Source organism: Mycolicibacterium xanthum (assembly GCF_019710635.1).
Taxonomy (GTDB): domain Bacteria; phylum Actinomycetota; class Actinomycetes; order Mycobacteriales; family Mycobacteriaceae; genus Mycobacterium; species Mycobacterium xanthum.
The window spans coordinates 68445-93876 of record NZ_JAIFZS010000044.1; the positions used below are offsets into that span (position 1 = coordinate 68445).

The window sequence follows — 25432 nt, forward strand, 5'->3', positions numbered from 1 at the left end:
GGCTCAGCCCTGCGGCGGGGGCGGTGACGCGGGCGGCTCCCGGTCCGGCGTGGTGTTGTCGGCGACGGCCTTCTTGGCCGCGTCCTGCACCTTGTCGACCGTCGAGGCGTATTTGCCGTGCGTCTTCTGGTCGACGATGTCGGCGGCCTTGTCGATCGCGGTGTCCACCTTGTCGGCGTTCTTGGAGAGCAGATCCTTGGCCTTGTCCAGAAATCCCATGTGCCTCACCCTACCGCTCGGGCTGGCGCCACAATCTGCGGCGTTCCCCCAGGACCGCCCCCTGCACCCACCAGATCACCTCGACGGCGAGGGCAGCGAGCAGCCCGATGCCCAGCGCCGTCGACGTGGTGACGAGATTCGACGGATCGAGCATGAACAGCTTGCGTGCCAGCGGCATGCTGAAGATGACGACGTAGGCCAACGCCGAGGTCGTGACCAGTGCCACCCGCCACCATTCGTACGGGCGGGCCACCACCGCGAGTACCCACAGCGCCGAAACCAACAACGTGATCAGCGCCGCGGTCGAGGCCTGGGTCTGCTCGACCTCGCCGGCCGCCCGTCCCTGGTAGGCCAGCAGGTAGGAGGTGAACGTCGCGGCGCCGACGACCAGGCCGGACGGCAGCGCCGAGGTCATCACGCGGCGTACGAATCCGGGATGGGCCCGCTCGTTGTTGGGGGCCAGCGACAGGATGAACGCCGGGATGCCGATGGTGAACCAGGCCGCGATGGTCACGTGGATCGGCTGGAACGGGAACAGCAGCGGGTCGGTACCGAACAACCGGGCCGACAGCCCGGCCAGGCCGACCATGATCGCCAGCAGCACCGAGTACACGGTCTTGGTCAGAAACAGGTTGGACACCCGCTCGATGTTGCCGATCACCCGGCGCCCCTCCCCGACCACGAAGGGCAGGGTGGCGAACTTGTTGTCCAGCAACACGATCTGCGCGACCGCGCGCGACGCGGAGCTGCCCGAACCCATCGCGACACCGATGTCGGCGTCCTTGAGCGCGAGCACGTCGTTGACGCCGTCGCCGGTCATCGCGACGGTGTGGCCGCGCGACTGCAGGGCGTGCACCATCGCGCGTTTCTGGTCCGGGCGCACCCGGCCGAAGGTGGTGCAGTGGTCGAGTACGTCGGCCAGGCCCTCGGTGTCGTCCGGCAACTCGCGGGCGTCCATGGTGTCGCCGGCCAGGCCGAGCGATCCGGCCACCGCGCCGACCGACACCGCGTTGTCCCCGGAGATCACCTTGATCGACACCTTCTGCGAGGCGAAGTAGTCCAGGGTGTCGCGCGCGTCCGGACGCACCCGCTGCTCGAGCACCACCAGCGCGGCGGGTGTCACGGTGCCCGGCGCGGCCGGATCGTCGACCGGCCGGTCGCTGGAGCACAGCAACAGCACCCTCAGGCCGTGCGCACCGATGCGCTCGGCCTCCTCGGCAACCGGTGAGGCCGGATCCAGCAGGACATCGGGCGCCCCGATCACCCAGTTGCCGCGCTCGCCATACGATGTGCCGCTCCACTTGGTGGCCGACTTGAACGGCGCCGACGCGGTTGCCGTCCAGCCGGGCGGCATCTTGTAGGCCTCGGCGATCGCGGCCATGCTGGCGTTGGGCCGGGGGTCGTCGTCGGCGAGCTGGGCCAGCACGTCGGCGACGTGCCGGCCGTCGAGCGTCCTCAGATCGGCCACCCGCATGCCGTTCTCGGTCAGCGTGCCCGTCTTGTCCGCGCACACCACGTCGACGCGGGCCAGGCCCTCGATCGCCGGCAGTTCGTTGACCAGACACTGCCTGTGCCCCAACCTGATCACCCCGACCGCGAACGCGATCGACGTCATCAGCACCAGGCCCTCGGGCACCATCGGCACCAGCGCACCGACCATCCGCAGCACGGACTCTCGCCAGCCTGCCCCGGTGGTGAACAGCTGGGTGTAGATGATCAGCGCACCCGCGGGGATGAGCAGGTAGGTGATGAACTGCAGGATCTTGTTGATCCCGTTGCGCAGTTCGGATTTCACCAGCGTGAACTTGCTGGCCTCCTCGGCCAGCTTGGCGGCGTACGCCTCACGGCCGACCCGGGTGGCCCGGTAGGCGCCGCTGCCGGCCACCACGAAGCTGCCCGACATCACCGTGTCGCCGGCGTCCTTGGCGATCGGGTCGGCCTCGCCGGTCAGCAGGGATTCGTCGACCTCGAGGTTGGTCTCCTCGAGAATCTCGCCGTCCACCACGATCTGATCGCCGGGCCCGAGTTCGATCACGTCGTCGAGGACCACCTCGTTCGGCGGCAGCGGGCCGGTACCGGACCGCCTGCGCACCACGGGTTTGGCCTGCCCGACGATCGCGAGCTTGTCCAGCGTGTGCTTGGCCCGCAACTCCTGGATGATGCCGATGGCGCTGTTGGCGATGATCAGCAGGCCGAACGCGCCGTTGATCACCGAACCCGTCGAGAGGACGATCACGAACAGCACGCCGAGAATGGCGTTGATGCGGGTGAAGACGTTGCCGCGGACGATCTCCGAGACACTGCGCGCCGCGCGGGTGGGGACGTCGTTGGTCTTGCCTTCGGCGACGCGCTGCTCCACCTGGGGGTCGGACAGCCCGGCCGCCACCGACGTCGTCAACGGTGCCGTCTTCTCTTCGCGCAAGCGCTCATCGGTGCCGTCTTCTCTTCGCGCAAGCGCTCATCGGAAGAACTCCCCGTAACCTTCGTCGTCGAAGTACTCCAACGTGAGCCGGTCGCCGTCGAACGTCGCCTGCGACACCGTCCCCGGCGGAGCGTTCTCGGATACGAACGAGAACGTGAATACGTCGCCGTCCCAGGGCTTGAGCTGGTAAACGCCCTTCGGACCGAGGGTCAGCTCGAGCGCACCGTCACGCTCGGTGACCGTCGCCGGGCCCCAGAAGTCGTTGCGGTAGACGCCGACGTATGACGAGAGCGGTTGCGGCGGTGCCGCGTTCGGCGGCGGCTGCTTGCCCACCAACTCACCCACCGGCTGCTGCATCTGCTCGAACGGCTTGCGGTACAGGCCCCACCAGTCCTCCCGGATCTTGCCGAACTGCACCAGGTCGGCGAACTCGGCGGTCAGCGTCTCCGCAACCCCGCTCGGAGTGGCGTTGGTCAGCGCCACGATCGCGACGTCCGCCGACGGCAGGATCAGGAAGTTCGTCCCGGCGCCGAGCTCGAAAGCGCCCGAATGGCTGAGCTGCATCCGGGCGCCCGACGTGGTCCCGACGTTGAACCCGTACCCGTAGGTGCCCGACCGTGCGGCGGGCTCGGGCGCGCGGTCCGAGACCACCTGCGGGGTCAGCGCGGGCAGCAGCGCCTTCGGGTCGACGAGCTGCTTGCCGTCGTGCTCGCCGTCGGCCAGCACGAACGCCAGCCACCGGGTCATGTCGTTCACCGACGAGCTCACCCCGCCGGCCGGGGACTGCGGCTGCGGGTCGCGCACGTACTGCGGCGCATAGTGGCCGTCCACGTGGATGTGCCCGACCGCGCGGTCGGGCCGTGCCACCCAGTCGCTGAACTGGTAGCTGGTCGACGTCATGCCCAGCGGGGCGAGCAACGCCTCCCGGGTGAGATCCTCCCAGGACTTGCCGGCGTTTGCGGCGACCGCCTCGGCGCCGGCGGTCAGCCCGAAGTTGGTGTAGGCGTAGGAGATCCGGAACGGGTCGAGCGGGAAGTCGCTCAGCCGCTCCAGGATGTAGCGCCGGTCGTAGCCGAGTTCCTCGAGCTTGTCGCCGGCGTGGTCGGGCAGGCCGGACCGGTGGGAGAACATGTCACCGACGGTCACCATCGGGGTGACGACCGGGTCCGACAGCGCGAACCACGGCAGCTTGGACACGATCGGGGTGTCCCACGACAGCCCGTTCCGCCCGATCTGCTGGGCCACCACCGTGGCGCTGATCGACTTGGACAGCGACGCCAGCTGGAACACCGTGTCGGCGTCGATCCGGTTGTCCTCGGTGTCCGGCAAGTCGACGTTCTTCACGCCGAACCCTTTGGCGTATACGGTATCTGAACCGTGCACCACGGCCACCGCCATACCGGGGATCCCCGACTTGGTCATCAGGTCCTCGACCAGGCCGTCGAGGGCGGCCACCGCGTTGTCGACCGCGTTCTCGGGTAGCGGCATCGCCGGCATCAGCGGCGGCGGCACGTCGGCGGGCTGGCCGGCCGGTGGAGACGCGGCCGGCGGGGCCGATGACGAATCGGTGGATTCGGAGGTCTCGGCCTGGCAACCGGCGAGCACGATCACCAGCAGCGCGGCGGCGGCCAGACGGGCCGGTGAGTTCATGCTCAGCACCGTAACGTGTCGGGGCCGCTCACAGCCGCCACCACGGGTCGAAAGTCGACTCCGGGTTCACCCGCGCCCCCGGGATCGGTACCGCGATGCGCACCCGCTCGGCCTGCGCGGCGGCGAGCAGGCGCTCGGCCGGCTCGGACCATGGGTGCGGGGCCAGCCGGAAGGTGGCCCAGTGGATGGGCACCATCAGGCTGTCCGGGTCGGCCAGGTCGCGGTGCGCGCGCACGGCCTCCTCGGGGTTCATGTGGATGTCGGCGAAGGCCGGGTGGTAGGCGCCGATCGGCAACAGGGTCAGGTCGAACGGACCATGCTCGGCGCCGACCTCGGCGAAGCTCTTCGTGTAGCCGGTGTCGCCACCGAAGAACGCGCTGTGCGTCGGGCCGGCGACCACCCAGGATGCCCACAGCGTGGTGTCGCGGGAGAACAACCGGCCGGAGAAATGCCGGGCCGGCGTGCAGATCAGCGTCAGGTCACCGATGCGGTGCACCTCGTGCCAGTCCAGCTCGACGATCCGGTGCTCCGGGATGCCCCACTTGCGCAGGTGCGCGCCGATGCCCAGCGGCACGACGAACGGCGCCCGTTGGGTGCGCGCCAGCGCGACGACGGTGTCGATGTCGAGGTGGTCGTAGTGGTCGTGGCTGATCAGCACGGCGTCGACGGCCGGCAGCGCCTCCAGCGCCAGCGGCACCTCGTGCATCCGCTGCGGGCCGACCGACCGCGACGGCGAGCAGCGTTTGCTCCACACCGGGTCGGCGAGCACCCGGTAGCCGTCGACCTCGATGAGCACGCTGGAGTGGCCGAACCAGCTCGCGGCGGCGGGCGGGGCCGCGATATCGGCCGGCGGCGCGTCGGCCAGCGGAATCGGCCCCCGCGGCTTGCCGTGCGACCCGGTGTTGGCGAGGTCGCGCAGCAGCGTGCGTTGCACGTCGCGATCCATCGTGATGCCCGACGGCGGCTCCAGGTTGACGAACTTCCCGTCCCGGAAATGCGGCGAGCGACGCGCGAAGGGTGCGATCTCGGCCGGGGTCGCCCCCAGCGATGCGGGGGTGCCCTGCAGCGCACGCAGCACCCAGCCACCGACCAGCAACGACGCCGTGCCGAAGCCGAACCGCACCGCCGCCCGCAGCACCGTCAGGCCCCCTGGAACTTCGGTGCCCGCTTCTCGATGCGGGCCACCTGTGCCTCGATGATGTCCTGGCTGGACCACGCGCGGTCGAAAAGCTCCTGGTGGGCCGGCCAGGGATCCTCGTAGGCGCCGTCGTCGTTGAGCACCCGCTTGGCGTGCTGCAGGGCCAGCGGAGCGAACCCGGAAATCTCCTGGGCCCACGCCTGCGCGTCGGCCAGCGTGCCGATCCGGTTCGCCATCCCGGTCTGCAGCGCGGTCTCGGCGGTCAGCCGCTCGGCCGCCAGCAGCATGCCGCGCGCCCGCCCGGCGCCGACCAGCGACGTCAGCCTGCGGATGGTCCAGTTGTCCAGGGCGATGCCGTACTTGGCGACCGGGAACTGGAAGTAGGCCTCCGGATCCACCACCCGCAGGTCGCAGATCATCGCCAGGATCACGCCGGCCCCGATGGCCGGGCCGTTGATCGCGCCGATCACCGGGATCGGCGCGGAGTCGATGGCCAGGTTCAGCGCCTTGGCCTTGTCCGGCAGCTCGTCGGCGACGCCCTGGCCACCGGACAGGTCGGCTCCGGAGCTGAACACGTGGCCCTGCCCGGTGATCACGATCGCGCGGACGTCGTCGGCGGCCGCCGTCTCGATCGCCTCGCGCAGGCCGTCGACGAGTTCGGCGTTGAGCGCATTGCGGCGCTCGGGGCGCTGCAACTCCAGGGTCAGCACGTGGCCGTCACGGGTCTCACCAATCATGGCTCCACCTTAGTTAGCCTTCTTCTGTGAGCCGGATCAGCGCCGTGGCGCTGCGCGACGCCCTGCTGGACGACGGGTCCTTCGTCAGCTGGGACGGTCCGCCACTGACGGTGCCGATGTCGCGGTCCTACCGCGAGGAACTGGCCACCGCGGCCCTGCAGACGGGTTTCGACGAGTCCGTGCTGACCGGGGAGGGCCGGGTGTTCGGCCGCCGGGTGGCGCTGGTGGCCTGCGAGTTCGACTTCCTGGCCGGGTCGATCGGGGTGGCGGCCGCCGAACGGATCGTCGCCGCGGTGCGCCGCGCCACCGCCGAGGGGTTGCCGCTGCTGGCGTCGCCGAGTTCGGGCGGCACCCGGATGCAGGAGGGCACGGTCGCGTTCCTGCAGATGGTCAAGATCGCCGCGGCCGTCGAACTGCACAAACGGGCCCACCTGCCCTACCTGGTGTATCTGCGTCACCCCACCACCGGCGGCGTGTTCGCGTCCTGGGGGTCGCTGGGGCACGTCACCGCCGCCGAGCCCGGGGCGCTGATCGGGTTCCTCGGCCCGCGGGTCTACGAACACCTCTACGGCGAGCCGTTCCCACCGGGCGTCCAGACCGCCGAGAACCTGCAACGCCACGGCGTCGTCGACGCCGTCGTCCCGCTCGCGATTCTGCGTTCGACGCTCGACCGCACGCTCAAGGTCGTCGCCGACGAACCGGGCACACCCCCGCCGTCCCCGCCGCCCGAGCCGGTGCCCGACATTCCCGCGTGGCGGTCGGTGGAGGCCTCGCGCAGGCCGGACCGACCCGGGGTCGGCTACCTGCTGCGGCACGGCGCCACCGAGCGGGTGCTGCTGTCCGGCACCGGGCAGGGCGAGGCGGCGACCACGCTGCTGGCGCTGGCCCGGTTCGGCGGGCAACCCGCCGTGGTGCTGGGGCAGCAGCGGGTGGTGGGCGGCCTGGTGGGACCCGCCGCGCTGCGGGAGGCGCGCCGCGGGATGGCGCTCGCGGCCGGGCTGCAGCTGCCGCTGGTCCTCGCCATCGACACCGCCGGCCCCGCGCTGTCGGCCGAGGCCGAGCAACAGGGGCTGGCCGGGGAGATCGCCCGCTGCCTGGCCGACCTGGTCACCCTGGACACCCCCACGGTCTCGGTGCTACTGGGCCAGGGCAGCGGCGGACCCGCGCTGGCGATGGTGCCCGCCGACCGGGTGCTGGCCGCGCTGCACGGCTGGCTGGCGCCGCTGCCACCGGAGGGCGCCAGCGCGATCGTCTACCGCGACGTGGTGCACGCACCCCAGCTGGCCGACGCGCAGGGCATCCGCTCGGCCGATCTGCTGCGCGACGGCATCGTCGACGCGATCGTTCCCGAGCATCCCGACGCCGCCGACGAACCGATGGCGTTCACCGAGCGGCTGTCGGCCACGATCGGCGTGGAGCTGCATGCGCTGCGGTCGGTCCCCGCCGAACGGCGGCTGGCGGCCCGCCTGGACCGCTACCGCCGCATCGGCCTGCCCTGAGGGATCACGCCGAGATCCCCACCACCGCCAGGCCGAGCTGCAGCAGGCATCCGCCGATCGCCACCCGCGCGGCCGGGCGTTTGCGGATCAGCAGGAACACCGCCACCGCGATGGTGGCGAGGAAGAGAACCAGCCCGAAGTGGGGCATCGGGGTCGGGTTCCCGTCGGTCAGCAGCAGCGTGGCCCGCCACAGGAAGCCTTGCACCATCAGCAACACCACGGTGCCCGCGAAATCGCGCAGCCGCCGGTTGTCCGGCTCGTCATCCGGCGGGCGCGCTGGCAGGCTCACCCGCCAATCCCACCACAGCTCCAGCCCCGTTGAGGCTGCGGTGGCGGCGCCGTTCTGCGAGCGAACCACACCGTCAGCGCAGTATGAACGGGCCTGCGGCGTCCAGGCCGGGCTCATCAGCTGTGGTGCGGGCGGTGCCGATAGTGGCCGCCCACGGACGCCCGGCCATGCCACGATGACCCATGGCCCCGATCCAGCCCTTCCGTATCGCAGTCCCCGACGCCGATCTGTCCGATCTGCGGGAACGGCTGCACCGCACGCGCTGGCCAGACGCCGAGTGTGTCGACGACTGGAGCCAGGGCATTCCACTGGCCTACACCCGCGAGCTCGCCGAGTACTGGGCGAGCGAATACGACTGGCGGGCCCGGGAGGCAGCGCTGAACCACTTCGATCAGTTCACCACCGACATCGATGGACTCGCCATCCACTTCATCCACCACCGATCCACCCGACCGGACGCCTTTCCGCTGCTGATCACCCACGGATGGCCCGGGTCGATCGTCGAGTTCCACAAAGTAATCGAGCCGCTCAACGACGCCGGCTTCCACGTGGTGTGCCCGTCACTGCCGGGATACGGATTCTCCGGCAAGCCGACCACCACGGGTTGGGGCGTGGAACGCATCGCCGCGGCGTGGGACGAGTTGATGCTGCGGCTCGGGTACCGGCACTACGGCGCCCAGGGCGGGGACTGGGGCGCCGCGGTGACCACCCAGATCGGCCGTAACCAGGGCCACTGCGTCGCCATCCACACCAACATGCCGCTCGGCCGCCCACCGAAAGACCTGACCGACCCCACACCCGACGAGATCGCCGCACTCGAGCGCGTCGGCTACTACCAGCGCTGGGACTCCGGCTACTCCAAGCAGCAGTCCACCCGTCCGCAGACGCTGGGCTACGGGCTGACCGACTCACCGGTCGGCCAGCTGGCCTGGATCGTCGAGAAGTTCTGGTCGTGGACCGACTGCGACGGCCACCCCGAGAACGTGCTCACCCGAGACGAACTGCTGGACAACGTGATGCTGTACTGGATCACCGGCTCGGGAGCATCGTCGGCACGGCTGTACTGGGAGAGCTTCGGCAGCTTCGCCGGTGGCCAACGTGTCACGCTGCCGACCGGTGTCGCCGCGTTCCCGAAGGAGATCCTGCGCGCACCGCGGCACTGGTGCGAGGACAACTACACCATCACGCACTGGACGGAGATGCCGCGCGGCGGGCACTTCGCCGCGTTCGAGCAGCCCGAGTTGTTCGCCGGGGACGTGGCGGGATTCTTCGAACGGTTCCGCGGCGCCGGACTCATTCCTTCGCCGGCACCTGGGCAGGCAACAGACGCAGGGTGAGCAATTTGGCGCGGTCCTCGACGAGGAACCACACCAGCGAGTACCCCCAGACCAGTCCGGCCAGCGCCCAGCCGATCGGCGTGATCAGCAACCCGTACACCGCGATCATGGTGGCGAGGCACTGCGTGCCGATCACCGCGCCCAGTAGCACCGGCGACGGCGCGGGCCGGGTCCAGAACGGGCCGGTGGTGCGGGTGACGAACACCGTCAGGTGCCCGGACACCGACAACTTCAGGTAGATCAGGGTGCGCAGGGTGTCCTGGTCGAGGTGCAGGCCGAAGCGTCCCAGCGCCAGCAACCCGAACGTCTCGACCACACCGAGCGTGCCGAGCACGGTGGCCAGCACCAGCACCCGGTGCATGTCCCAGGTCACCGGGCGTGGGGCGCCCCGCACCCGGTCGTAGGCGATCGACAGGATGGCACCGTCGTTGAGCACCGCCAGGAGCACGATCATGATGGCCGTCACCGGGAAGAAGTTCAGCGCCACGATCGAGATGGTGATCAGCAGCAGCACCCGGATGGTCTCGGTGATGCGGTAGATGGCGTAGCTGTCCATCCGGGCGAAGATCTCCCGGGCCTGTTTGATCGCCTCGACGATGACCGACAGCCCGGGCGCCAACAGCACCACGTCGGCGGCCGCGCGGGCGGCGTCGGTGGCACCGGCCACCGCGATGCCGGCGTCGGCCTGTTTGAGCGCCGGCGCGTCGTTGACACCGTCACCGGTCATCCCCACGATGTGGCCCTCGGCCTGCAACGCCTTGACGATCGTGTACTTGTGCTCGGGAAAGACCTGCGCGAAGCCGTCGGCCCCTTCGATCAACGCCACGGTGGCCTTGTCGCTCTTGTCCTCGAGTTGGTCGGCGGGCAGGATCCGGTCACCGATCCCCACCTCGCGACCGATCTGCTCGCCGATCGCCACCTGGTCGCCGGTCACCATCTTGATGTCGACGCCGAGCCCCTTCGCCGCGGTGACGGTTTCCGCGGAGTCCTCCCGCGGCGGGTCGGCCAGTGCCAGCACCCCGAGCACACGCCAGTCGCCGCCGGCGTCCTTGCGGGCCAACCCGAGGGCGCGCTGGCCGTGCTCGGCGAACCGCTCGGCCGCTTGACCGACCTGCGCGGCGACCGGATCGGCGGCGGCCAGCTTCGCGATCACCTGCGGTGCGCCCTTGGTGACGGCGAACCGGGCGCCCTTGCCGTCCACCGCGGTGGCCTCGGTGCGCTTGTGCACCGGATCGAACGGGGAGAAGTCGCTCACCTGCACTCCGTCGGGCACCGACGCGGCCGCCAGCACCGCATTGTCGATCGGGTCGCGGTCCTCGGCGCGCGAAGCGACGGCCGCCGCGGCCAGCAGGGCCTCGCGCTCGATTCCGGGCGCGGTCCACACGTCGGCCACCCGCAGCGCGTTCTGGGTCAGCGTGCCGGTCTTGTCGCTGCACAGCACGTCCATGCCACCGAGTTCCTCGATCGCCGGCAGATGGCTGACGACGGCGTGGCTGCGCGCCAGCTTACGGGCGCCGACGGCCATGGTGACCGAGAGCACGGCCGGCAGCGCCACCGGAATGGAGGCGATGGTGACCACGAGAGCGAACTGCACGGTTTCCAGCGGCGCATTGCCCCGCACCAGCGACACCGCCACCGTCAGGGCCACCAGCACCAACGCGGCGACGATCAGGTAGTGGCCGATCCGCAGCACCGCCTGCTGGAAATGACCGACGGACCCCGCCGTCTCGACGAGTTTGGCGGTGGAACCGAAGTAGGAGTTCCCCGCGGTGGCGTAGACCACCGCGTCGCCCTCGCCGCGAACGACGATCGACCCCGAGTACAGCTGGCCGCCCCGATGACGGTCCACCGCAAGGGATTCTCCGGTCAATGCGGACTGGTCGACCTGCAGCGTCACATCGTCGATGAGCCGGGCGTCGGCCGGCACCACGTCGCCCAGGCGCAGCCTGACGACGTCACCGGGCACCAGTTCGCGCACCGCCACCGAGGTCCACCCGCCGTCGCGACGCGCGGTGATGCTGCCGGCCAGGCGCTGCTTGAGCGCGGCGATCGCGCTGGCGGCCTGGTGTTCTTCGACGAACGACACCAACCCGTTCATCGCCAGCAGAACCGCGATCACAATGGCTTCGGGCCAGTGTCGCACCACGATCGAGAGCACCAGGGCGACCTCGATCATCCATGGGATCGGCGCCCAGAAATAGCTGAGAAAGGCCAGGATCGGATTGCGGGTCTTCTCGGCGATCTCGTTGGGACCGTACTTCTCCAGCCGCTGGGCGGCCTCGGCAGTGCTCAGGCCTGCCGGCGAACTGTCCACCGAGCGGAACACCTCGTCGAGGGACGGCTCCTTCGTCTTCTCGTCGGCACTCACCCTGTCCAGTTCACCAGCATCGGCCCCATCCCGCCATCAATCAGGACAGCGATTTGAGCCAGGCGTCGTGAAGTGCGGCGTAGTGCCCCTGGCCACCGACGAGTTCGTCCGGGGGACCGTCTTCGACGACGCGGCCGTGTTCGAGAACCAGGACGCGGTCGGCGATCTGGACCGTGGAGAGCCGGTGGGCGATCACCAGCGCCGTCCGGTCGGCCAGGACCGTCTCCAGTGCCCGCTGCACCATCCGCTCGCTGGGGATGTCCAGCGACGAGGTGGCCTCGTCGAGGATCAGCACGGCGGGGTCGGCGAGGAGGGCGCGCGCGAACGCGACCAGCTGTCGCTGACCCGCGGACAGTCGCCCGCCGCGCCTGGCGACGTCGGTGCGGTATCCGTCGGGCAGTACCTCGATGAAGCCGTGCGCGCCGACCGCTCGGGCCGCGGCCCGGACGTCCTCGTCGGTGGCCTCCGGCCGGCCGAACCGGATGTTGTCGGCGACGGTTCCGCCGAACATGAAGTTCTCCTGGGTGACCATCACGACGTGGCGACGCAACTCGGCCTGGGCGATATCGCGCAGGTCCACCCCGTCGAGCGTCACGGTGCCCGCCACCGGATCGTAGAAGCGCGTGATCAGCTTGGCGATCGTCGTCTTGCCCGCACCGGTGGTGCCGACCAGCGCGACCGTCTGTCCGGCCGGGACCGCCAGATCCAGCCCGGGCAGCACCGGGTGTCCCGGCACGTATTCGAACCGCACGTCGCGCAGCGCGATCTCACCGCGGACGACCGGCAGCGCGACCGGCCTGGCGGGATCGGCGATACCGGGCTTCTCGGCCAACACCCCGGCAAGCTTCTCCAGCGCCGACGCCGCCGACTGGAACGTGTTGAAGAACTGTGAGATCTCCTGCATCGGCTCGAAGAACATGCGCAGATACAGCAGGAACGCGGCGAGCGTGCCGATGGTCATCTCACCGTGCAGCACCCGGTAGCCGCCGTAGAGCAGCACCACCCCGGTGGTGATGTTCCCGACCAGCTTGACGCCGGGCATGAACACGGCCAGCAGCTTGAACGTCTTCTCGTTGATCGCCCGGTAGCGGTCGGCGACGTCCTCGAAGATCTCCTGGTTGCGCGGCTCGCGCCGGTAGGCCTGCACCGCCTTGATGCCCGTCATCGTCTCGACGAACTGCACGATGACCAGCGCGGCGCTCTCGCGCACCTCGCGGTAGGTCTTGGCCGACTCCCGGCGGAACCACCACACCAGCGCCACCAGGAACGGGAACGCCGCCAGGCACATCAGCCCGAGCTTGACGTCGAGGACGACCAGCAGAACGGCGGTGCCCGCCAGCGTCAGGACCGCGGTGATCAGCCCGTCGAACCCGGTCTCGAGCATGTCCTGGATGGCTTCGACGTCGTTGGTGGACCGGCTCACCACCCGGCCCGAGGTGTAGCGGTCGTGAAACGCCACGTCCAGACGCCCGAAATGCCGGAACACCCGCCTGCGCAGCTCGAGCAGCACCCGCTGGCCGGTGCGGCCGGAGCGGCGCAGGAAGTACATCCGGCTGGCGCCCTGCACCGCGACGACGACACACAGTGCCGCGACGATCGTCATCAGGGTGCGGGCCGACCCGCCCGCCAGCAGCGGCGGGATGCCGTCGTCGATGCCCTTCTGCACCAGCAACGGCACCGACAGCCGCGCGGCGTTCTGCACCACGACGACGACGGCGAGCACCGCCAGCGTCCACCGGTAGGGCCGCAGCAGGGTGCCCAGCAGAGCCCGCGCCTCCTGCCGGCGCGGCCTGGTCTCGTCGATCGGCAGATCGGTGTTCTCGTCGAACCGCCCCCGCCATTCCTGCCGGGTCCCCTGCCCTTCGCGCAAGCGCTCATCGGCGGCGGTCTGCTCTTCGCGCAAGCGCTCATCGCCGGCGGTCATGGCCGTCGCTCCAGGATCTCGCGGTCCAGGCGGTGCTGTCCGTCGATGTCCTCGCGCAAGCGCCCGGCGATGCCGGTCTGCTCCCCGCGCAAGCGACCGTCGATGTCGATCTGCTCCTCGCGCAACCGCCCGTCGACGTTGAGCTCGCGCTCGGCGCCGTCGTCGAGCTCGTCGTCGGCGGCCAGCAGATACCGGTACTGAGGGACGGTGGCCAGCAGCTCGGCGTGGGTGCCGACGTGGGTGATCGTTCCGTTCTGCAGCAGCGCGACCCGGTCGGCCAGCATCACCGTCGAGGCGCGATTGGCCACCACGATGCCGGTCACGGACTCGAGCACCCGGCGCAGCGCCTCCTCGACGACCGCCTCGGTGTGCACGTCGAGCGCCGAGAGGGTGTCGTCGAGCACCAGGACCCTGGGTGCGGCGAGGATCGCGCGGGCCAGCGAAAGGCGTTGGCGCTGACCGCCGGACAGGCTCATGCCCTGCTCACCGATCCGGGTCTGCAGGCCGTAGGGCAGGTCGTCGACGAAGTGCGCGGCGGCGGTGTCGACGGCTCGGTGGATCTCCTCGTCGGTGGCCGGGTCGTCCCGGGACCGGCCCAGCGTGAGGTTCTCGGCGACCGACATCGAGAACAGCGTCGGGTCCTCGAACGCGGTCGCCACGGCGCGCCGTAACGCGTCGAGCGACAGGTCGCGGATGTCTCGGCCGTCGATGCGGATCTGCCCCTCGGTGACGTCGTAGAGCCGCGAGATCAGCGCGGCGAGAACGGACTTGCCCGAACCGGTGGACCCGACCAGCGCCAGCGTCTCGCCGGGCTCGACGGTGACGGTGACGTGGCGCAGGGCCCACTCGTCACTGTCGGGGAACCGGAAGCCGACGTCCACCAACTCGAGCCGTCCGCCGCGCGGCGTCCGGTCGACGGGTCCGTCGGTGATCTCCACCGGCGCGTCGAAGATCTCGGCGATCCGGTTGGCCGCGGTGAACGACTCCTGGGTCATCGACAGCAGGAACCCCAGCGAGGCGATCGGCCACACCAGCGACAGCATCATCGTGATGAACGCGACGAGGGTGCCCATCGTGACGTATCCGTGGCCGGCGGCGTAGGCCCCGAAGCCCAGCACCAGGATCAGCGTCAGGTTCGGGATGATCTCCAGCAGCGTCCAGAACCTGGCCGACACCGACACCCGGCTGACCTGGGTGTCGTACAGGTCGGTCAACTGCTCGTCGAACCGGTCGTAGACGTAGTCCTCCCGGCCGAACGACTTGATCACCCGCAGCCCCAGCGCAGATTCTTCGACGTGCGTGGCGACGTGGCCGGCCTGATCCTGCGCCAGCCGCGACAGCCGGGTGTACTCCTGCTGAAAATGCAGCACCGTCACGGTGATCGGCACGATCGACACCAGCACCACGACGCCCAGCGGCCAGTACATCGCCAGCAGGATCGCGGTGACGACGGTGATCTGCAGAACGTTGAGCATCAGGAAGATCAAGCCGAACGACATGAACCGCCGAATCGTGGCGAGGTCGTTCATGATCCTCGACAGCAGCTGGCCGGACTGCCAGCGGCCGTGAAACGCCATCGGCAGGATCTGCAGCCGCGCGTAGAGGTCCTTGCGGATGTCGGCCTCCACCCCCATGGTGGCCCGCGACACCAGCCAGCGGCGGATGAACCACAGCACCGCCTCGGCGGCGCCGACGCCCATCGCCGCGGCGCCGAGCAGCCACAGTCCCTGCTGATCCTGGTGCCGCACCGGGCCGTCGATCACCGCCTTGGTCATCAGCGGAATCGCGACGGTGGCCACCAGGCTGGCCAGTGCCGTCACGACCATCGCGATCCAGCGCACCCGGTAGGGCATCAGGTACGGCAACATCCGCCACAGGTCCGAGCTGGGGCGGGCTCGTCGCGGTGGCGGTGCGATCGCGGGGGCGCTGTGCAGCGCGCTGGGCCGGGCGTCAACCACTCCGCAGACCTTCCCACCGCCGGCAACCGGTCAACCCGTTTGCCGAACTCGCATTCCGGCAGCGGAAGTTCGAGTGCGGCCCTGCCGGAATGCCATTTCGGCGGTCAGCGGCGCCGAACTGGGTCGGGCTGAAGAACGCCTCGGCGCCGGCCGGCGCACGCAGCTCACCGCCCCGTGCCTGCGTCTGCCGGTACAGGGACTGTCGCGCGACCGTCTCCAAGCTCATGAATTCACCGTAGGACCTCAACAACGATTGAGGTCAACCGCTTCCGCCCGGGCCTACACGATGCTGAAATAGCCCAGCACGGCCGCGCCCGCCACCACCACCAGCGGGTTGACCTTGGTGAACACGAAGATCACGGTGCACACGGCGGTCAGCAGATAGGCCCGCCAGTCATGGTCGGCCGCCCGGCTCATCACCAGCGACGTGGCCAGGATCAGGCCGACGGTCATCGGCGCGAAGCCCTTCTCGACGGCGATACGCCATTTCGACTGCTCGGCGCGCTGCCAGAACTGCGTCACGACGAATACCAGGCCGGCGGCCGGGATGATCATCGAGGCGGTGGCGACCAACCCGCCGAGGATCGCGCCGGGCACACCGCCGGCCTGCAGGCCGGCGCCGTACCCGATCAGCGTGACGATCAGGATGCTGGGACCCGGCGCCGCCTGGGAGACCGAGAACACGTCGGCGAACTGGCGACTGGTCAGCCAGTGGTAGTCGTCCACCGCGCTCAGGTGCATCTCGGGCAGCACCACGTTGCCGCCGCCGATCGACATCAGTGACAACGAACCGAACAGCAGAACCAGCTCGAGGTAGGTACTCACGACGCGGACCGTCCCGAGTTCTCCGGCTCCCCGGTCCGCCGCCGCGGCCAGGCCCACAGCAGGCCCAGTGGTGCGACGATGGCCAGCACCACGATCAGCGGCCAGCGCACCACGCCGCTGAGCAGGAAGGCCAGGGCGAAGAGCGCCACCGGCACGAGGCCGGTCAGACAGACCCGGCCGGTTTTGATGACCATCGTGAAGGTGAGCGCGACCGCCGCCGAGGATGCCCCGTGCAGTGCCCCGTCGACGGCGGGGATCTCCTTGAACCGGAAGTAGGCGAAGGCCGCCACCAGCATCAAGGTCACCGGGACGGTGATCAGGCCGAGGATGGCCGCGACCGCACCGGCCGCGCCGCGCAGCTTGGTGCCCGCGAAGACCGCGAGGTTGACCTGGTTGGCCCCCGGAAGGATCCGGCACATGGTCATCGCGGAGAGGAATTCCTTCTCGCCGATCCAGCCCTTCTCCACGACCAGCACCTCACGGGACCACGCCGACAGACCACCGCCGAACGACGCCAACGCGATGTGGTTGAAGGCCAGCGCCAGCTTCACCAGCGGGACCCGCGGGGCCGGCTCACTCATGCAAGAGTTCCGGGTCGAACGGGAAGTCGTCCTCGACGTGCCCGACCGGGTCCAACGGATCCGGCGCGTCGTAGCGCTTCCCGGACTTCCAATCCTGCTTGAACACCGTGCGCAGCCGCCCGACGATCGCGGGGTCGTCGAGCACCACCCCGAGTTCGCGCCGCAGATCGAACGCGCTGCGGTCGATGTTCATCGAGCCCACCAGCGCCCGTTGCCGATCGACGATCACCAGCTTGGCGTGGGCCCGGAAGTTGCGCTGCTTGCGCACCTTGACGCCGAACTTGTGTAGCGTGCGCAACGACGCGAAGGTGTCCAGCACGTCGCTGTCGCTGATGCCGTGCCGGCCGCCGCACAGCACCCGGACCTTCGCCCCCCGCGCCGCCGCGGCGACGATCCGGTCGAGGATGACGGTGTCGACGAACTTGGGGTGCTGGACCTCCAGCAGTTCGGCCGCCGTGTCCATGAACTGGGCCATCACGTTGCGTGAGTTGGCGTTGCTCCACAGCAACCCGGTGTCGACACCGGGCTCCCAGTCGTGGTGCCCCCAGTCGGCCTCGAATCCCTCGATGACCTGCGCCACCTGAGCCGGGTCGGCGGTCACCACGCCGAAATCACGGGTCCGGGTGAAGTACTTGGTGCACAGGTTGAAGGTGGCGATCAGGGCGGTGTGATCGTCGGCCACCATCGACTTCTCGTGAGTGACGTAGAACGCCGGGTTCGACCACGCCACACTGACGCCGGCCTCGTCGAGGCTGGCGTAGGTCTCGTCGTTGGCGCGCTCCCCGCCCGACTTGGCCGCGTTGAGCATCACCCGCACGTCGACCCCGGCACGGCTCCGGGCGATCACCGCGTCGACGAGATCGTCGTCGGTGAACGTGAACTGCTTGATGCGCAATGTGCGGTGTGCCGAGCCGATGAAGTCCAGCACGGGGTCCAGCCCGTCGTCCGGCTCCACGATCAGCACAGGGGCCATGGGCGGACGGTAACAGCTTCAGGTTATCGGCAGCTGACGCACAGCTCTGACACGCAGGTCAGCCGGGCTCGCGCCCAGCGTCCCGCGAACCGGCGGATCCATCAGGCAAGATTGCGGGCATGGACAGTGGTGTGGGCTCCCCCCGGGTGCTCGTGGTCGACGACGATCCCGACGTCCTGGCCTCGCTGGAGCGCGGCCTGCGGCTGTCCGGGTTCGAGGTGTTCACCGCGGTGGACGGGGCCGAGGCGCTGCGCAGCGCGACCGAGACCCGCCCCGACGCGATCGTGCTCGACATCAACATGCCGGTTCTCGACGGTGTGTCCGTGGTGACCGCGCTGCGCGCGATGGACAACGACGTGCCGGTCTGCGTGCTCTCGGCCCGGTCCTCGGTCGACGACCGGGTGGCCGGCCTGGAGGCCGGCGCCGACGACTACCTGGTGAAACCGTTCGTGCTGGCCGAGCTGGTGGCCAGGGTCAAGGCGCTGCTGCGCCGACGCGGCGCGACCGCGACGTTCTCCTCGGAGACCATCACCGTCGGTCCGCTGGAGGTGGACATCCCCGGCCGGCGCGCTCGCGTCGAGGGCGTGGACGTCGACCTGACCAAGCGGGAGTTCGATCTGCTGGCGGTGCTCGCCGAGCACAAGACCGCGGTGCTGTCCCGCGCGCAGCTGCTGGAGCTGGTCTGGGGCTACGACTTCGCCGCCGACACCAACGTCGTCGACGTGTTCATCGGCTACCTGCGGCGCAAGCTGGAGGCCGGGGGCGCGCCACGGCTGCTGCACACCGTCCGCGGCGTGGGGTTCGTGCTCAGGCAGCAGTAGGCCGCCGGTGCCGAAACCGAACTTGTGGTCGACTCGTCGCCGATTTCACGCACATTTGTTCAGTTTCGGCGGGTCTGACGGGTCAGCGGGTGCCGAGCAGGTCGATGACGAAAATGAGCGTCTTGCCCGACAGCCGGTGCCCGCCACCGGCAGGACCGTAGGCCTGCTCGGGCGGGATGGTCAGCTTGCGGCGCCCGCCGACCTTCATCCCGGGGATACCGTCCTGCCAGCCCTTGATCAGGCCGCGCAGCGGGAACTCGATCGACTGGCCGCGGTTCCAGGAGCTGTCGAACTCCTCGCCGGTGTCGTACTCGACTCCGACATAGTGCACCTCGACGTTGGCGCCGGGCACGGCCTCGGGGCCGTCGCCGACGACGAGGTCGTCGATGACGAGCTCGGTCGGTGCCGGACCGTCGGGGAAGTCGATCTCAGGTTTGGTCGCCATTCGACCACCCTAAACCGCGCCGTCAACGGGCCTGCGCGAGCGGTTCCTCGTCGTCGACGCCGCTTGCGGCTGCCGGGTGGCACCAGGGTGACGACCCACCTGAACCGGGCCGAACGGCCGGACCATCAGGCACGCATCGCGGGCACCGAAAACCATTGACGGACAACCCACGTCATGCGGAGTCGATCGTCTGAGCCGCCGCTAGACCGCCGGGCGCACCTCCTCGGGCTGCAGCCATTCGGTGGGCCGCAGCAACACGATCTCGGGCACGATGCAGGCCGCGGACAGGCGGGTGGTCATCCGGACCACCTCGGCGACATCGCGCGGGGTGATCATCGCCGATGCGGCGATGCTGTCGCGGAACGGGTCCGCCATCGGGGTATCGACCAGGCCGGGACACACCGCGGTGGCGCGGATACCCGAGGTGGCCAGCTCGTCGTGCAGCGACTCGGTGAACCCGACCACGGCGGCCTTGGTCGCCGAGTACGAGGACAGCGTGGCCTCGCCGCGCTTGCCCGCGTTCGACGCGGTGTTGACGACCTGGGCCGATCCGCGCTGCCGCACCGCCGATTTCAGCAGCCCCAGACATTTCCCGGTCAGCAGCACCACGGCCCGGATGTTGACCGCCAGCTGGTTGTCCAGGAAGTCGGCGGTGATATCGCCGACGAGTCGGTGCCCGGACACCCCGGCGTTGTTGACCAGGATGTCCAGCGACCCGAAGGTCTGGGTCTGGAATGCGACGATCTCGTCGAGGAAGGCCTCGTCGGCCACCGAACCGGCGAGGTGGTGCACCGGTGGCCCGTCGGAGCCGGCCAGCGCGTGCGCCGCCGCGGCCAGCTTGACCGGATCGCGGGCCGCCATGGTCAGCGCGAAACCCTCCTCACGTAACGCCTGGGAGACGGCCAGACCGATGCCGCTCGACGCTCCGGTGACCACGGCGCTGCGCGAACTCATCCGGCCATTACATCTCGGGGGCTGGGGATCCGCTCGGCGGCCGGCGGGTGGGGATGCACACTGTAGGCGTGTCCCCCGATCAAGACCCGGCGTACGACGCCGTCGTCGTCGGCGGCGGTCACAACGGCCTGGTCGCGGCCGCCTACCTGGCCCGCGCCGGGCGCCGCGTGCTGGTGCTGGAGCGGCTCGACCACGTGGGCGGCGCGGCCGTCTCGGCGCTGGCCTTCGACGGGGTGGCGGCCCGGTTGTCGCGCTACTCGTATCTGGTCAGCCTGTTGCCCGGCCGTATCGTCGAGGATCTCGGCGTCCGGATCCCACTGGCCCGCCGCCGGTACTCCTCCTACACCCCGGACCCGGCCACCGGCGGGGCGACCGGCCTGCTGATCGGTCCGCCGCACACCTTCGGTGCGGTCGGCGCCGCGGCCGACGAGAAGTACTTCGCGGACTTCGGCCGCCGCTGCCGGCTGGTGACGCAGCAGCTGTGGCCGACGTTGACCGAGCCGCTGCCCGTGCGCGCCGCCGTCGACCGGGTGGTGGCCGACGGCGGTGCCGATGCCACCGCCTTCTGGCGGGAGCTCACCGGCAGGCCGATCGGCCAGACCATCGCCGAGGCGGTACACAGCGATCTGGTGCGCGGGGTGCTGGCCACCGACGCACTGATCGGGACGTTCGCCGCGCTCGACGAGCCATCCCTCGTGCAGAACGTCTGCTTCCTCTACCACTGGCTCGGCGGCGGAACGGGCGAGTGGAACGTACCGGTCGGCGGCATGGGTGCGGTGAGCGCGGCGCTGGCCGGTGCCGCCAACGGATTTGGAGCCGAGATCGTCACCGGCGCAGAGGTGTTCGCGGTCGACCCGGACGGTGAGGTGCGTTATCGCATCCGCGGCGACGAACACCGTGTGCAAGCCGGGGCGATCCTGGCCAATGTGACACCGACGACGCTGAGCCACCTGCTGGGTGAGCAACCGCCGCCGGCCGCGTCCGGAGCCCAGATCAAGGTCAACATGATGCTGACCCGGCTGCCCCGGCTGCGTGACGGTGCGGTCAGCGCCGAGCAGGCGTTCGGGGGCACCTTCCACATCAACGAGACCTTCACCCAACTCGAATCGGCCCGGGCGCGTGCGGCCGGCGGCCAGTTGCCTGATCCCCTGCCGGCCGAGATCTACTGCCATTCGCTGACCGACCCCACCATCCTGTCCGGGGAACTGCGTACCGCCGGCGCGCAGACCCTGACGGTGTTCGGGCTGCACACCCCGCACCAGCTGACGGCCCCGGACCCGGACCGGATGCGCTTACGGCTGACGGCTGCGGTCCTGGATTCGCTGAACTCGGTTCTCGCCGAACCGATTCAGGATGTCGTGATGAGCGACGCCTCCGGCCGTCCGTGCATCGAGGCGGCGACGACTGCCGACCTGGAGGCCACCCTGGGGATGACCGCGGGCAACATCTTCCACGGCGCACTGCAGTGGCCGTTCGCCGAGGACGACGATCCGCTGGACACGCCGGCCCGCCGCTGGGGTGTGAGCACCGGACACGCACGAATCCTGTTGTGCGGGTCGGCCGCCCGCCGTGGTGGCGCGGTCTCCGGAATCGGCGGGCACAACGCGGCGATGGCCGTGCTGGAAGGGTCGGCCACGCGCTCCCGGGGGAACTGACGATCCCGAACTATTCAGTCGGCGCCGATGGCGGTGCCGGAGGTGGCGGTAGATACTCCACGAGACCCGGCGGGATGTTGGTCCCCGGCAGCGGTGCGGTACCGGGAAGTGGCTGGCCCAGCTGCGATTCCGGCATCTGACCGAGCATTCCACCCGTCAGCCGGCCGTCGCGGTACATGTCGAGGAACCGACCGAACCACTCCAGCCGACCGAGGTCGGCGTTCTCCTCGCCCGGGGGTACGCCGAACTGGACGCCCTCGCCGGGTGCGGACGGCTCGAGGTACTGACCGAGCGTGTAGGCATTGTTGAAGATCGACAGGTTCGGCGGCGTTCCGGGTCCGGAACCGGGCGGCGACGGAACCGGTTGCTGCCCGAGGACCGTCATGGGGTCGAGCCCCGTGATTGCGGGCTGCCCGAGCAGACCCGACCCGGCCGAACCGGTCTGGGCGAGCAGGTCGGGTCCCAGTGGTACGCCGATACCGGGTAGCGACGGCCCCACCGGCTGGGACGGGGCCACCACCGGCGCGGGCGGCACGGCGGGGGGGACGGGATCGGCCGGGTCGGCCGATGCGGATGCGGCGAAGGCGATCGCCGCCCAGGCCGTCAGCAGGCCGACCAGCACTCGTGTCGGGTACCCCATGGCGCGTCTCATACGGCCTTGGTGACGCCGTAGTAGGCGACCACGTCGCTGGTGTCCGCGGTGGTACTGGTCAGCGTCGCGTAGGACCGGATGAACGACTGCCCGATACAGCCGTCGACCTTGATGTGGATGTCCTTCAGGGTGACCCGCACCGGCGCCTCTTTGAACGTCTTCTTGTCGACCGAGACCTGCGTCACGGTACCCGGCCGCGGGTGGATCTCGACCTTGCCCGAGATCGGCGCCGACAGTCCGCCGGGGACGGGTGAACCGATCGAGGACCCCGAGGTGCCGATCCCGGCCTGGCCCAACAACCGCATCTGCTTCAATTCGGCTCCGCAGCCGATCTGGTAGCCGACATCGAGCGTGCCGCCGGTCAACTCGGTAATGCCGTTGCCGGTTACCGCGCCGGCGAAGGTGCCGCCGACCAGGTACTCGCGCGACGATGTCGCGGTGGTCAGCGGCGCCACCGGCAGCTGGCTTTCGTCCGAGGCCACGACCGTGATCGTCCACCCGTCGGGCGTGATCACGGTGCCCGGTGCAGCCGACGCCACCACACCATTGTCCGGTGGCGGTGGTACGGGGTCGCCGGGCACCGGACCGGGCGGGGCGGGTTGCGCAGAAACCACCGGCGGCGTCGCCACCGACGCACCGACAACCAACACCCCGATGGCAAGCGCGGCAGATTGTCTCAACATGATGTGCTGGTGCCTCCCATCGAAGGAGCCGACGATGTCATGCGCGCCATGAGTCACACGGCGGTGGTGACGCCGAGATAGGTGACGACGTCGTCGGTGTTGTCGGTCGAGCTGACCAGCGTCGCATAGGAGCGGATGAAGGACTGCCCGGCGCACTGGTCGACCCTGACGCGGACACCGTTGACAGATATCCGGGACGACGTGCCCTTGAACGACTTCTTCTCGATGGAAACGGTGTTGGTGGCACCCGGCGAGAGGTAGACCTTGCCTTCCAGGGAGGCGCCGAAGCTGAACATCGGCGCCCCAACAAGAGGAACGTTGATCGACGGGGTCATCGACCCATTGGGGCTCATCTCGTATTCCTCGTTGATGATCCCGCAGCCGATCTGCTGGCCGGCCTCCAGCGTGCCGCCGGTCAGCTGGGTCGATCCCGCGCCGGTGATCTCGGCGCTGTAGGTGCCGCTGACGAGGTACTCGCGAGAGGTGATCGCCGTCGTCAGCGGCGCGACCGGAAGGTGCGACTCGTCGCTGCCGGTCACCGTCAGATGCCAGCCGTCCGGGGTCTCGAGCACCCCGGGGGGTCCGGAGGGCACCACGCCCGCCGGAGCGGGAAGCGGCGGACCCGGCTCTCCGGGCGGTGGGCCCGGCGCCGGCTGTGCCGATGCGGACGGTGCCACGATCCCGGGAAAGATCACACAGCAAACGGCCAGAGCAGCAAGACGTCGTGACATACCGGCCTCTCGTGGCTGAATGACCAGCCTTTCGCAAATACTCGACAAGTGTCAAAACAGCCTGACGCGAGGAGTATCGTAGCGGCCGGTTTCCCAATGGTAAATGAAGAGCAAATGGCCCACGCTGGTAATACCCGGACCTCGTCACGGTTGCGGCGGCCCGCGCGCGATCCGTTATCTTTCAGTCGCGGGACGCGGCGGCGACAGCCAGGATCCGAACACCGCTGGGACCTCGATGGCCTCTGACGTCGCGGCGGGACCGCTTTGCGGGCAGGATCGCATTGATGACCTGGGGAGGTGTCGGATGGGGTGGGCAGTCGCACGGTGGCGGCGGTTGATCGCACCCCCGACGCTCGCGCTGGGCCTCGGGTGTGCGCTCGCGGCGAGTGCGTCGGCCGATCCCGCCGACGCCGCTGGAACCGTCGATCCGGCGGCAGGCCCCGTCCAGGTGATGGCTCCGACGACCGCCGGCGCAAACCCCGCTGCGGTGTCGGCGTGCGGCGATTTCGCGATCGTTCTCGACAGCACGTCGCTCTACTACGAGAACTTCGCCGAGGCCCTCGAGACCTACGATCAGCCCGGCTACACCGACATGATCAGGAGCAGCAACGTGCTGAGCCGGACCGCGCTGCGCCAGGGAGCGGCCGAAGCACTGTCGGCGGCGAACACGCCGGGTCTACCGCCGGAGATCGCTTCTCCGATGCGATCGTGGTCGCTGGGCGCAACCAAACTGCTGCTCAAGATGGGCCTCAGGGGAACCGGCGAGACCCTGGACACCACGGTGATGGAGATGAACGGCGACGCCTATGCCGTCCAGGAGGCCTGCGCGGCCGCCGGCACCCACGCATGACACCGGATCCACTGCCCGGCCGGAGAGCCCGATGAGGAAGGCGGCCGGCGGGCTGGCACTGCTGACCGTTGCGCTGGCCGGTTGCGCCTGTGCACCCGCACCGGAGACGACGGACGCGCCCGTCGTCGCGGCTTCGTCACTGGACGGGCTGCTGCTCGACGCTGCCGAAGTCGATGCGGTGATGGGCGCCCGGCTGACACCGCTGACGCCCGTCACCGCGATGGGCGACAACCGCAACCTGCTGCCCAACCTGAACTGCCTCGGCGTCTGGCAGACCACCGAGGCGGCCGTCTACGGGGAACGCGGCACCGGCAACTGGCTGGGCGTACGCCGGCAGACACTGCGGGAGCCGGACAGCGATCAGTGGAACAGCGTCGCGGTGCAGTCCGTGGTGCTCTACGAGAGTGCGGACACGGCACGCGACTTTTTCACCCGGTCGGCGGGCAGGTGGGCCGAGTGCACCGACCACCGCGTCAACATCACGCTCAACGACAAACCTCTCCCCCGTTGGCGCAGCGGCGAACTCGCGCAGACCGACACCCGGCTGACGATGCCGATCACCCGCGGCACCGGCGATGACGTGCGCACCTGCCAGCACGTGCTGGCGCTGGCCGCCAACGTGATCATCGACGTACAGGCGTGCAGATTCCAGAACACCCCGGTCGACCAGGCCGCCGACATCGCGACCGCCATCGAGGCCAACGTCGCGGCCGGCTAGGGC

At 69.6% G+C, this 25432-nt stretch carries 23 protein-coding genes; 6 read left to right on the forward strand and 17 right to left on the reverse strand.

What is annotated here, in order from left to right:
* Positions 1-3: 3 nt before the first annotated feature.
* From JDV09_RS17330 to JDV09_RS17350, 5 genes are read right to left on the reverse strand one after another with little or no spacing between them, the layout of a single operon-like run.
* On the reverse strand, positions 4-219 hold the full coding sequence (locus JDV09_RS17330; protein WP_221370373.1) for an antitoxin: 216 nt from the start codon (positions 217-219) through the stop codon (positions 4-6).
* A 10-nt stretch (positions 220-229) separates the two neighbouring features.
* Entirely contained in the window at positions 230-2617 is a 2388-nt protein-coding gene (locus JDV09_RS17335; protein WP_221370417.1) for an HAD-IC family P-type ATPase, read from the reverse strand.
* Between the two features lie 60 nt (positions 2618-2677).
* Positions 2678-4291, reverse strand: a complete 1614-nt coding sequence (locus JDV09_RS17340) for a serine hydrolase (RefSeq protein ID WP_221370374.1) — start codon at positions 4289-4291, stop codon at positions 2678-2680.
* Between the two features lie 28 nt (positions 4292-4319).
* Complete coding sequence (locus JDV09_RS17345; protein ID WP_221370375.1) at positions 4320-5429, reverse strand: MBL fold metallo-hydrolase; 1110 nt, start codon at positions 5427-5429, stop codon at positions 4320-4322.
* A 2-nt stretch (positions 5430-5431) separates the two neighbouring features.
* The gene (locus JDV09_RS17350) at positions 5432-6166 is read right to left on the reverse strand and encodes an enoyl-CoA hydratase (protein ID WP_221370376.1); all 735 of its coding nucleotides are present in this window, start codon (positions 6164-6166) and stop codon (positions 5432-5434) included.
* A 26-nt stretch (positions 6167-6192) separates the two neighbouring features.
* On the opposite strand from JDV09_RS17350, the gene JDV09_RS17355 reads away from it, so the two are divergent.
* Positions 6193-7665 carry an acetyl-coenzyme A carboxylase carboxyl transferase subunits beta/alpha gene (locus tag JDV09_RS17355; RefSeq protein ID WP_221370377.1) on the forward strand — a complete coding sequence of 491 codons (1473 nt, stop codon included), beginning with the start codon at positions 6193-6195 and terminating at the stop codon, positions 7663-7665.
* A gap of 4 nt (positions 7666-7669) precedes the next feature.
* Here JDV09_RS17355 and JDV09_RS17360 read toward each other — a convergent pair whose 3' ends face one another.
* Positions 7670-7954, reverse strand: coding sequence for a hypothetical protein (locus JDV09_RS17360; protein WP_221370378.1), 285 nt, complete (start codon positions 7952-7954; stop codon positions 7670-7672).
* Positions 7955-8136: 182 nt separating this feature from the next.
* Between JDV09_RS17360 and JDV09_RS17365 the strand changes: the two genes are divergently transcribed.
* The gene (locus JDV09_RS17365; protein ID WP_221370379.1) at positions 8137-9291 is read left to right on the forward strand and encodes an epoxide hydrolase family protein; all 1155 of its coding nucleotides are present in this window, start codon (positions 8137-8139) and stop codon (positions 9289-9291) included.
* On the opposite strand, the gene JDV09_RS17370 is transcribed toward JDV09_RS17365, so the two are convergent.
* The 6 genes from JDV09_RS17370 to JDV09_RS17395 all read right to left on the reverse strand — a co-directional run bounded on the left by JDV09_RS17370 (position 9248) and on the right by JDV09_RS17395 (position 17920).
* A complete protein-coding gene (locus JDV09_RS17370) occupies positions 9248-11659 on the reverse strand; it encodes a plasma-membrane proton-efflux P-type ATPase (RefSeq protein WP_221370380.1) in 2412 nt (803 codons plus the stop codon). The two genes, JDV09_RS17365 and JDV09_RS17370, sit on opposite strands and share 44 nt — an antisense overlap.
* A 40-nt stretch (positions 11660-11699) precedes the next feature.
* Positions 11700-13583: an ABC transporter ATP-binding protein gene (locus JDV09_RS17375; RefSeq protein WP_221370381.1), complete on the reverse strand. Its 1884-nt coding sequence runs from the start codon at positions 13581-13583 to the stop codon at positions 11700-11702.
* Complete coding sequence (locus tag JDV09_RS17380; RefSeq protein ID WP_221370382.1) at positions 13580-15541, reverse strand: ABC transporter ATP-binding protein; 1962 nt, start codon at positions 15539-15541, stop codon at positions 13580-13582. Before JDV09_RS17380 ends, JDV09_RS17375 begins: the two co-directional genes overlap by 4 nt.
* Before the next feature lie 279 nt (positions 15542-15820).
* On the reverse strand, positions 15821-16366 hold the full coding sequence (locus tag JDV09_RS17385; protein ID WP_221370383.1) for a chromate transporter: 546 nt from the start codon (positions 16364-16366) through the stop codon (positions 15821-15823).
* Complete coding sequence (locus JDV09_RS17390) at positions 16363-16947, reverse strand: chromate transporter (RefSeq protein ID WP_221370384.1); 585 nt, start codon at positions 16945-16947, stop codon at positions 16363-16365. The genes JDV09_RS17385 and JDV09_RS17390 overlap by 4 nt, the downstream gene beginning before the upstream one ends.
* Positions 16940-17920 carry a phospholipase D-like domain-containing protein gene (locus tag JDV09_RS17395; RefSeq protein WP_221370385.1) on the reverse strand — a complete coding sequence of 327 codons (981 nt, stop codon included), beginning with the start codon at positions 17918-17920 and terminating at the stop codon, positions 16940-16942. Before JDV09_RS17395 ends, JDV09_RS17390 begins: the two co-directional genes overlap by 8 nt.
* A 110-nt stretch (positions 17921-18030) precedes the next feature.
* On the opposite strand from JDV09_RS17395, the gene prrA reads away from it, so the two are divergent.
* Positions 18031-18741, forward strand: a complete 711-nt coding sequence (gene prrA / locus JDV09_RS17400) for a two-component system response regulator PrrA (RefSeq protein ID WP_221370418.1) — start codon at positions 18031-18033, stop codon at positions 18739-18741.
* Between the two features lie 82 nt (positions 18742-18823).
* Here the strand turns inward: prrA and JDV09_RS17405 are convergent, their stop codons facing one another.
* Together JDV09_RS17405 and JDV09_RS17410 are read right to left on the reverse strand one after the other, a co-directional pair.
* Complete coding sequence (locus JDV09_RS17405) at positions 18824-19186, reverse strand: FKBP-type peptidyl-prolyl cis-trans isomerase (RefSeq protein WP_221370386.1); 363 nt, start codon at positions 19184-19186, stop codon at positions 18824-18826.
* Positions 19187-19387: 201 nt separating this feature from the next.
* Entirely contained in the window at positions 19388-20140 is a 753-nt protein-coding gene (locus JDV09_RS17410; protein ID WP_221370387.1) for an SDR family oxidoreductase, read from the reverse strand.
* Between the two features lie 68 nt (positions 20141-20208).
* Between JDV09_RS17410 and JDV09_RS17415 the strand changes: the two genes are divergently transcribed.
* Positions 20209-21795: a phytoene desaturase family protein gene (locus JDV09_RS17415; RefSeq protein ID WP_308124154.1), complete on the forward strand. Its 1587-nt coding sequence runs from the start codon at positions 20209-20211 to the stop codon at positions 21793-21795.
* A gap of 10 nt (positions 21796-21805) precedes the next feature.
* Here the strand turns inward: JDV09_RS17415 and JDV09_RS17420 are convergent, their stop codons facing one another.
* The 3 genes from JDV09_RS17420 to JDV09_RS17430 are packed head-to-tail and all read right to left on the reverse strand — an operon-like array spanning position 21806 to position 23807.
* On the reverse strand, positions 21806-22447 hold the full coding sequence (locus JDV09_RS17420) for a hypothetical protein (RefSeq protein ID WP_255605508.1): 642 nt from the start codon (positions 22445-22447) through the stop codon (positions 21806-21808).
* Positions 22444-23130, reverse strand: a complete 687-nt coding sequence (locus JDV09_RS17425; protein ID WP_221370389.1) for an MspA family porin — start codon at positions 23128-23130, stop codon at positions 22444-22446. The genes JDV09_RS17420 and JDV09_RS17425 overlap by 4 nt, the downstream gene beginning before the upstream one ends.
* A gap of 53 nt (positions 23131-23183) precedes the next feature.
* Complete coding sequence (locus tag JDV09_RS17430; RefSeq protein WP_308124155.1) at positions 23184-23807, reverse strand: MspA family porin; 624 nt, start codon at positions 23805-23807, stop codon at positions 23184-23186.
* Between the two features lie 388 nt (positions 23808-24195).
* On the opposite strand from JDV09_RS17430, the gene JDV09_RS17435 reads away from it, so the two are divergent.
* Both JDV09_RS17435 and JDV09_RS17440 read left to right on the forward strand, forming a co-directional pair.
* Positions 24196-24711 carry an Rv2240c family protein gene (locus tag JDV09_RS17435; protein ID WP_255605509.1) on the forward strand — a complete coding sequence of 172 codons (516 nt, stop codon included), beginning with the start codon at positions 24196-24198 and terminating at the stop codon, positions 24709-24711.
* Positions 24712-24742: 31 nt separating this feature from the next.
* Positions 24743-25429, forward strand: coding sequence for a sensor domain-containing protein (locus tag JDV09_RS17440; RefSeq protein ID WP_221370392.1), 687 nt, complete (start codon positions 24743-24745; stop codon positions 25427-25429).
* Positions 25430-25432: the final 3 nt, after the last annotated feature.

Coding starts and splice junctions, on each gene's coding strand:
- JDV09_RS17330 (WP_221370373.1), bottom strand. CDS start 219: ATGGGATTTCTGGACAAGGCCAAGGATCTGCTCTCCAAGAACGCCGAC.
- JDV09_RS17340 (WP_221370374.1), bottom strand. CDS start 4,291: ATGAACTCACCGGCCCGTCTGGCCGCCGCCGCGCTGCTGGTGATCGTG.
- JDV09_RS17350 (WP_221370376.1), bottom strand. CDS start 6,166: ATGATTGGTGAGACCCGTGACGGCCACGTGCTGACCCTGGAGTTGCAG.
- JDV09_RS17365 (WP_221370379.1), top strand. CDS start 8,137: ATGGCCCCGATCCAGCCCTTCCGTATCGCAGTCCCCGACGCCGATCTG.
- JDV09_RS17375 (WP_221370381.1), bottom strand. CDS start 13,583: ATGACCGCCGGCGATGAGCGCTTGCGCGAAGAGCAGACCGCCGCCGAT.
- JDV09_RS17390 (WP_221370384.1), bottom strand. CDS start 16,947: ATGAGTGAGCCGGCCCCGCGGGTCCCGCTGGTGAAGCTGGCGCTGGCC.
- JDV09_RS17395 (WP_221370385.1), bottom strand. CDS start 17,920: ATGGCCCCTGTGCTGATCGTGGAGCCGGACGACGGGCTGGACCCCGTG.
- JDV09_RS17405 (WP_221370386.1), bottom strand. CDS start 19,186: ATGGCGACCAAACCTGAGATCGACTTCCCCGACGGTCCGGCACCGACC.
- JDV09_RS17410 (WP_221370387.1), bottom strand. CDS start 20,140: ATGAGTTCGCGCAGCGCCGTGGTCACCGGAGCGTCGAGCGGCATCGGT.
- JDV09_RS17420 (WP_255605508.1), bottom strand. CDS start 22,447: ATGAGACGCGCCATGGGGTACCCGACACGAGTGCTGGTCGGCCTGCTG.
- JDV09_RS17425 (WP_221370389.1), bottom strand. CDS start 23,130: ATGTTGAGACAATCTGCCGCGCTTGCCATCGGGGTGTTGGTTGTCGGT.
- JDV09_RS17440 (WP_221370392.1), top strand. CDS start 24,743: ATGAGGAAGGCGGCCGGCGGGCTGGCACTGCTGACCGTTGCGCTGGCC.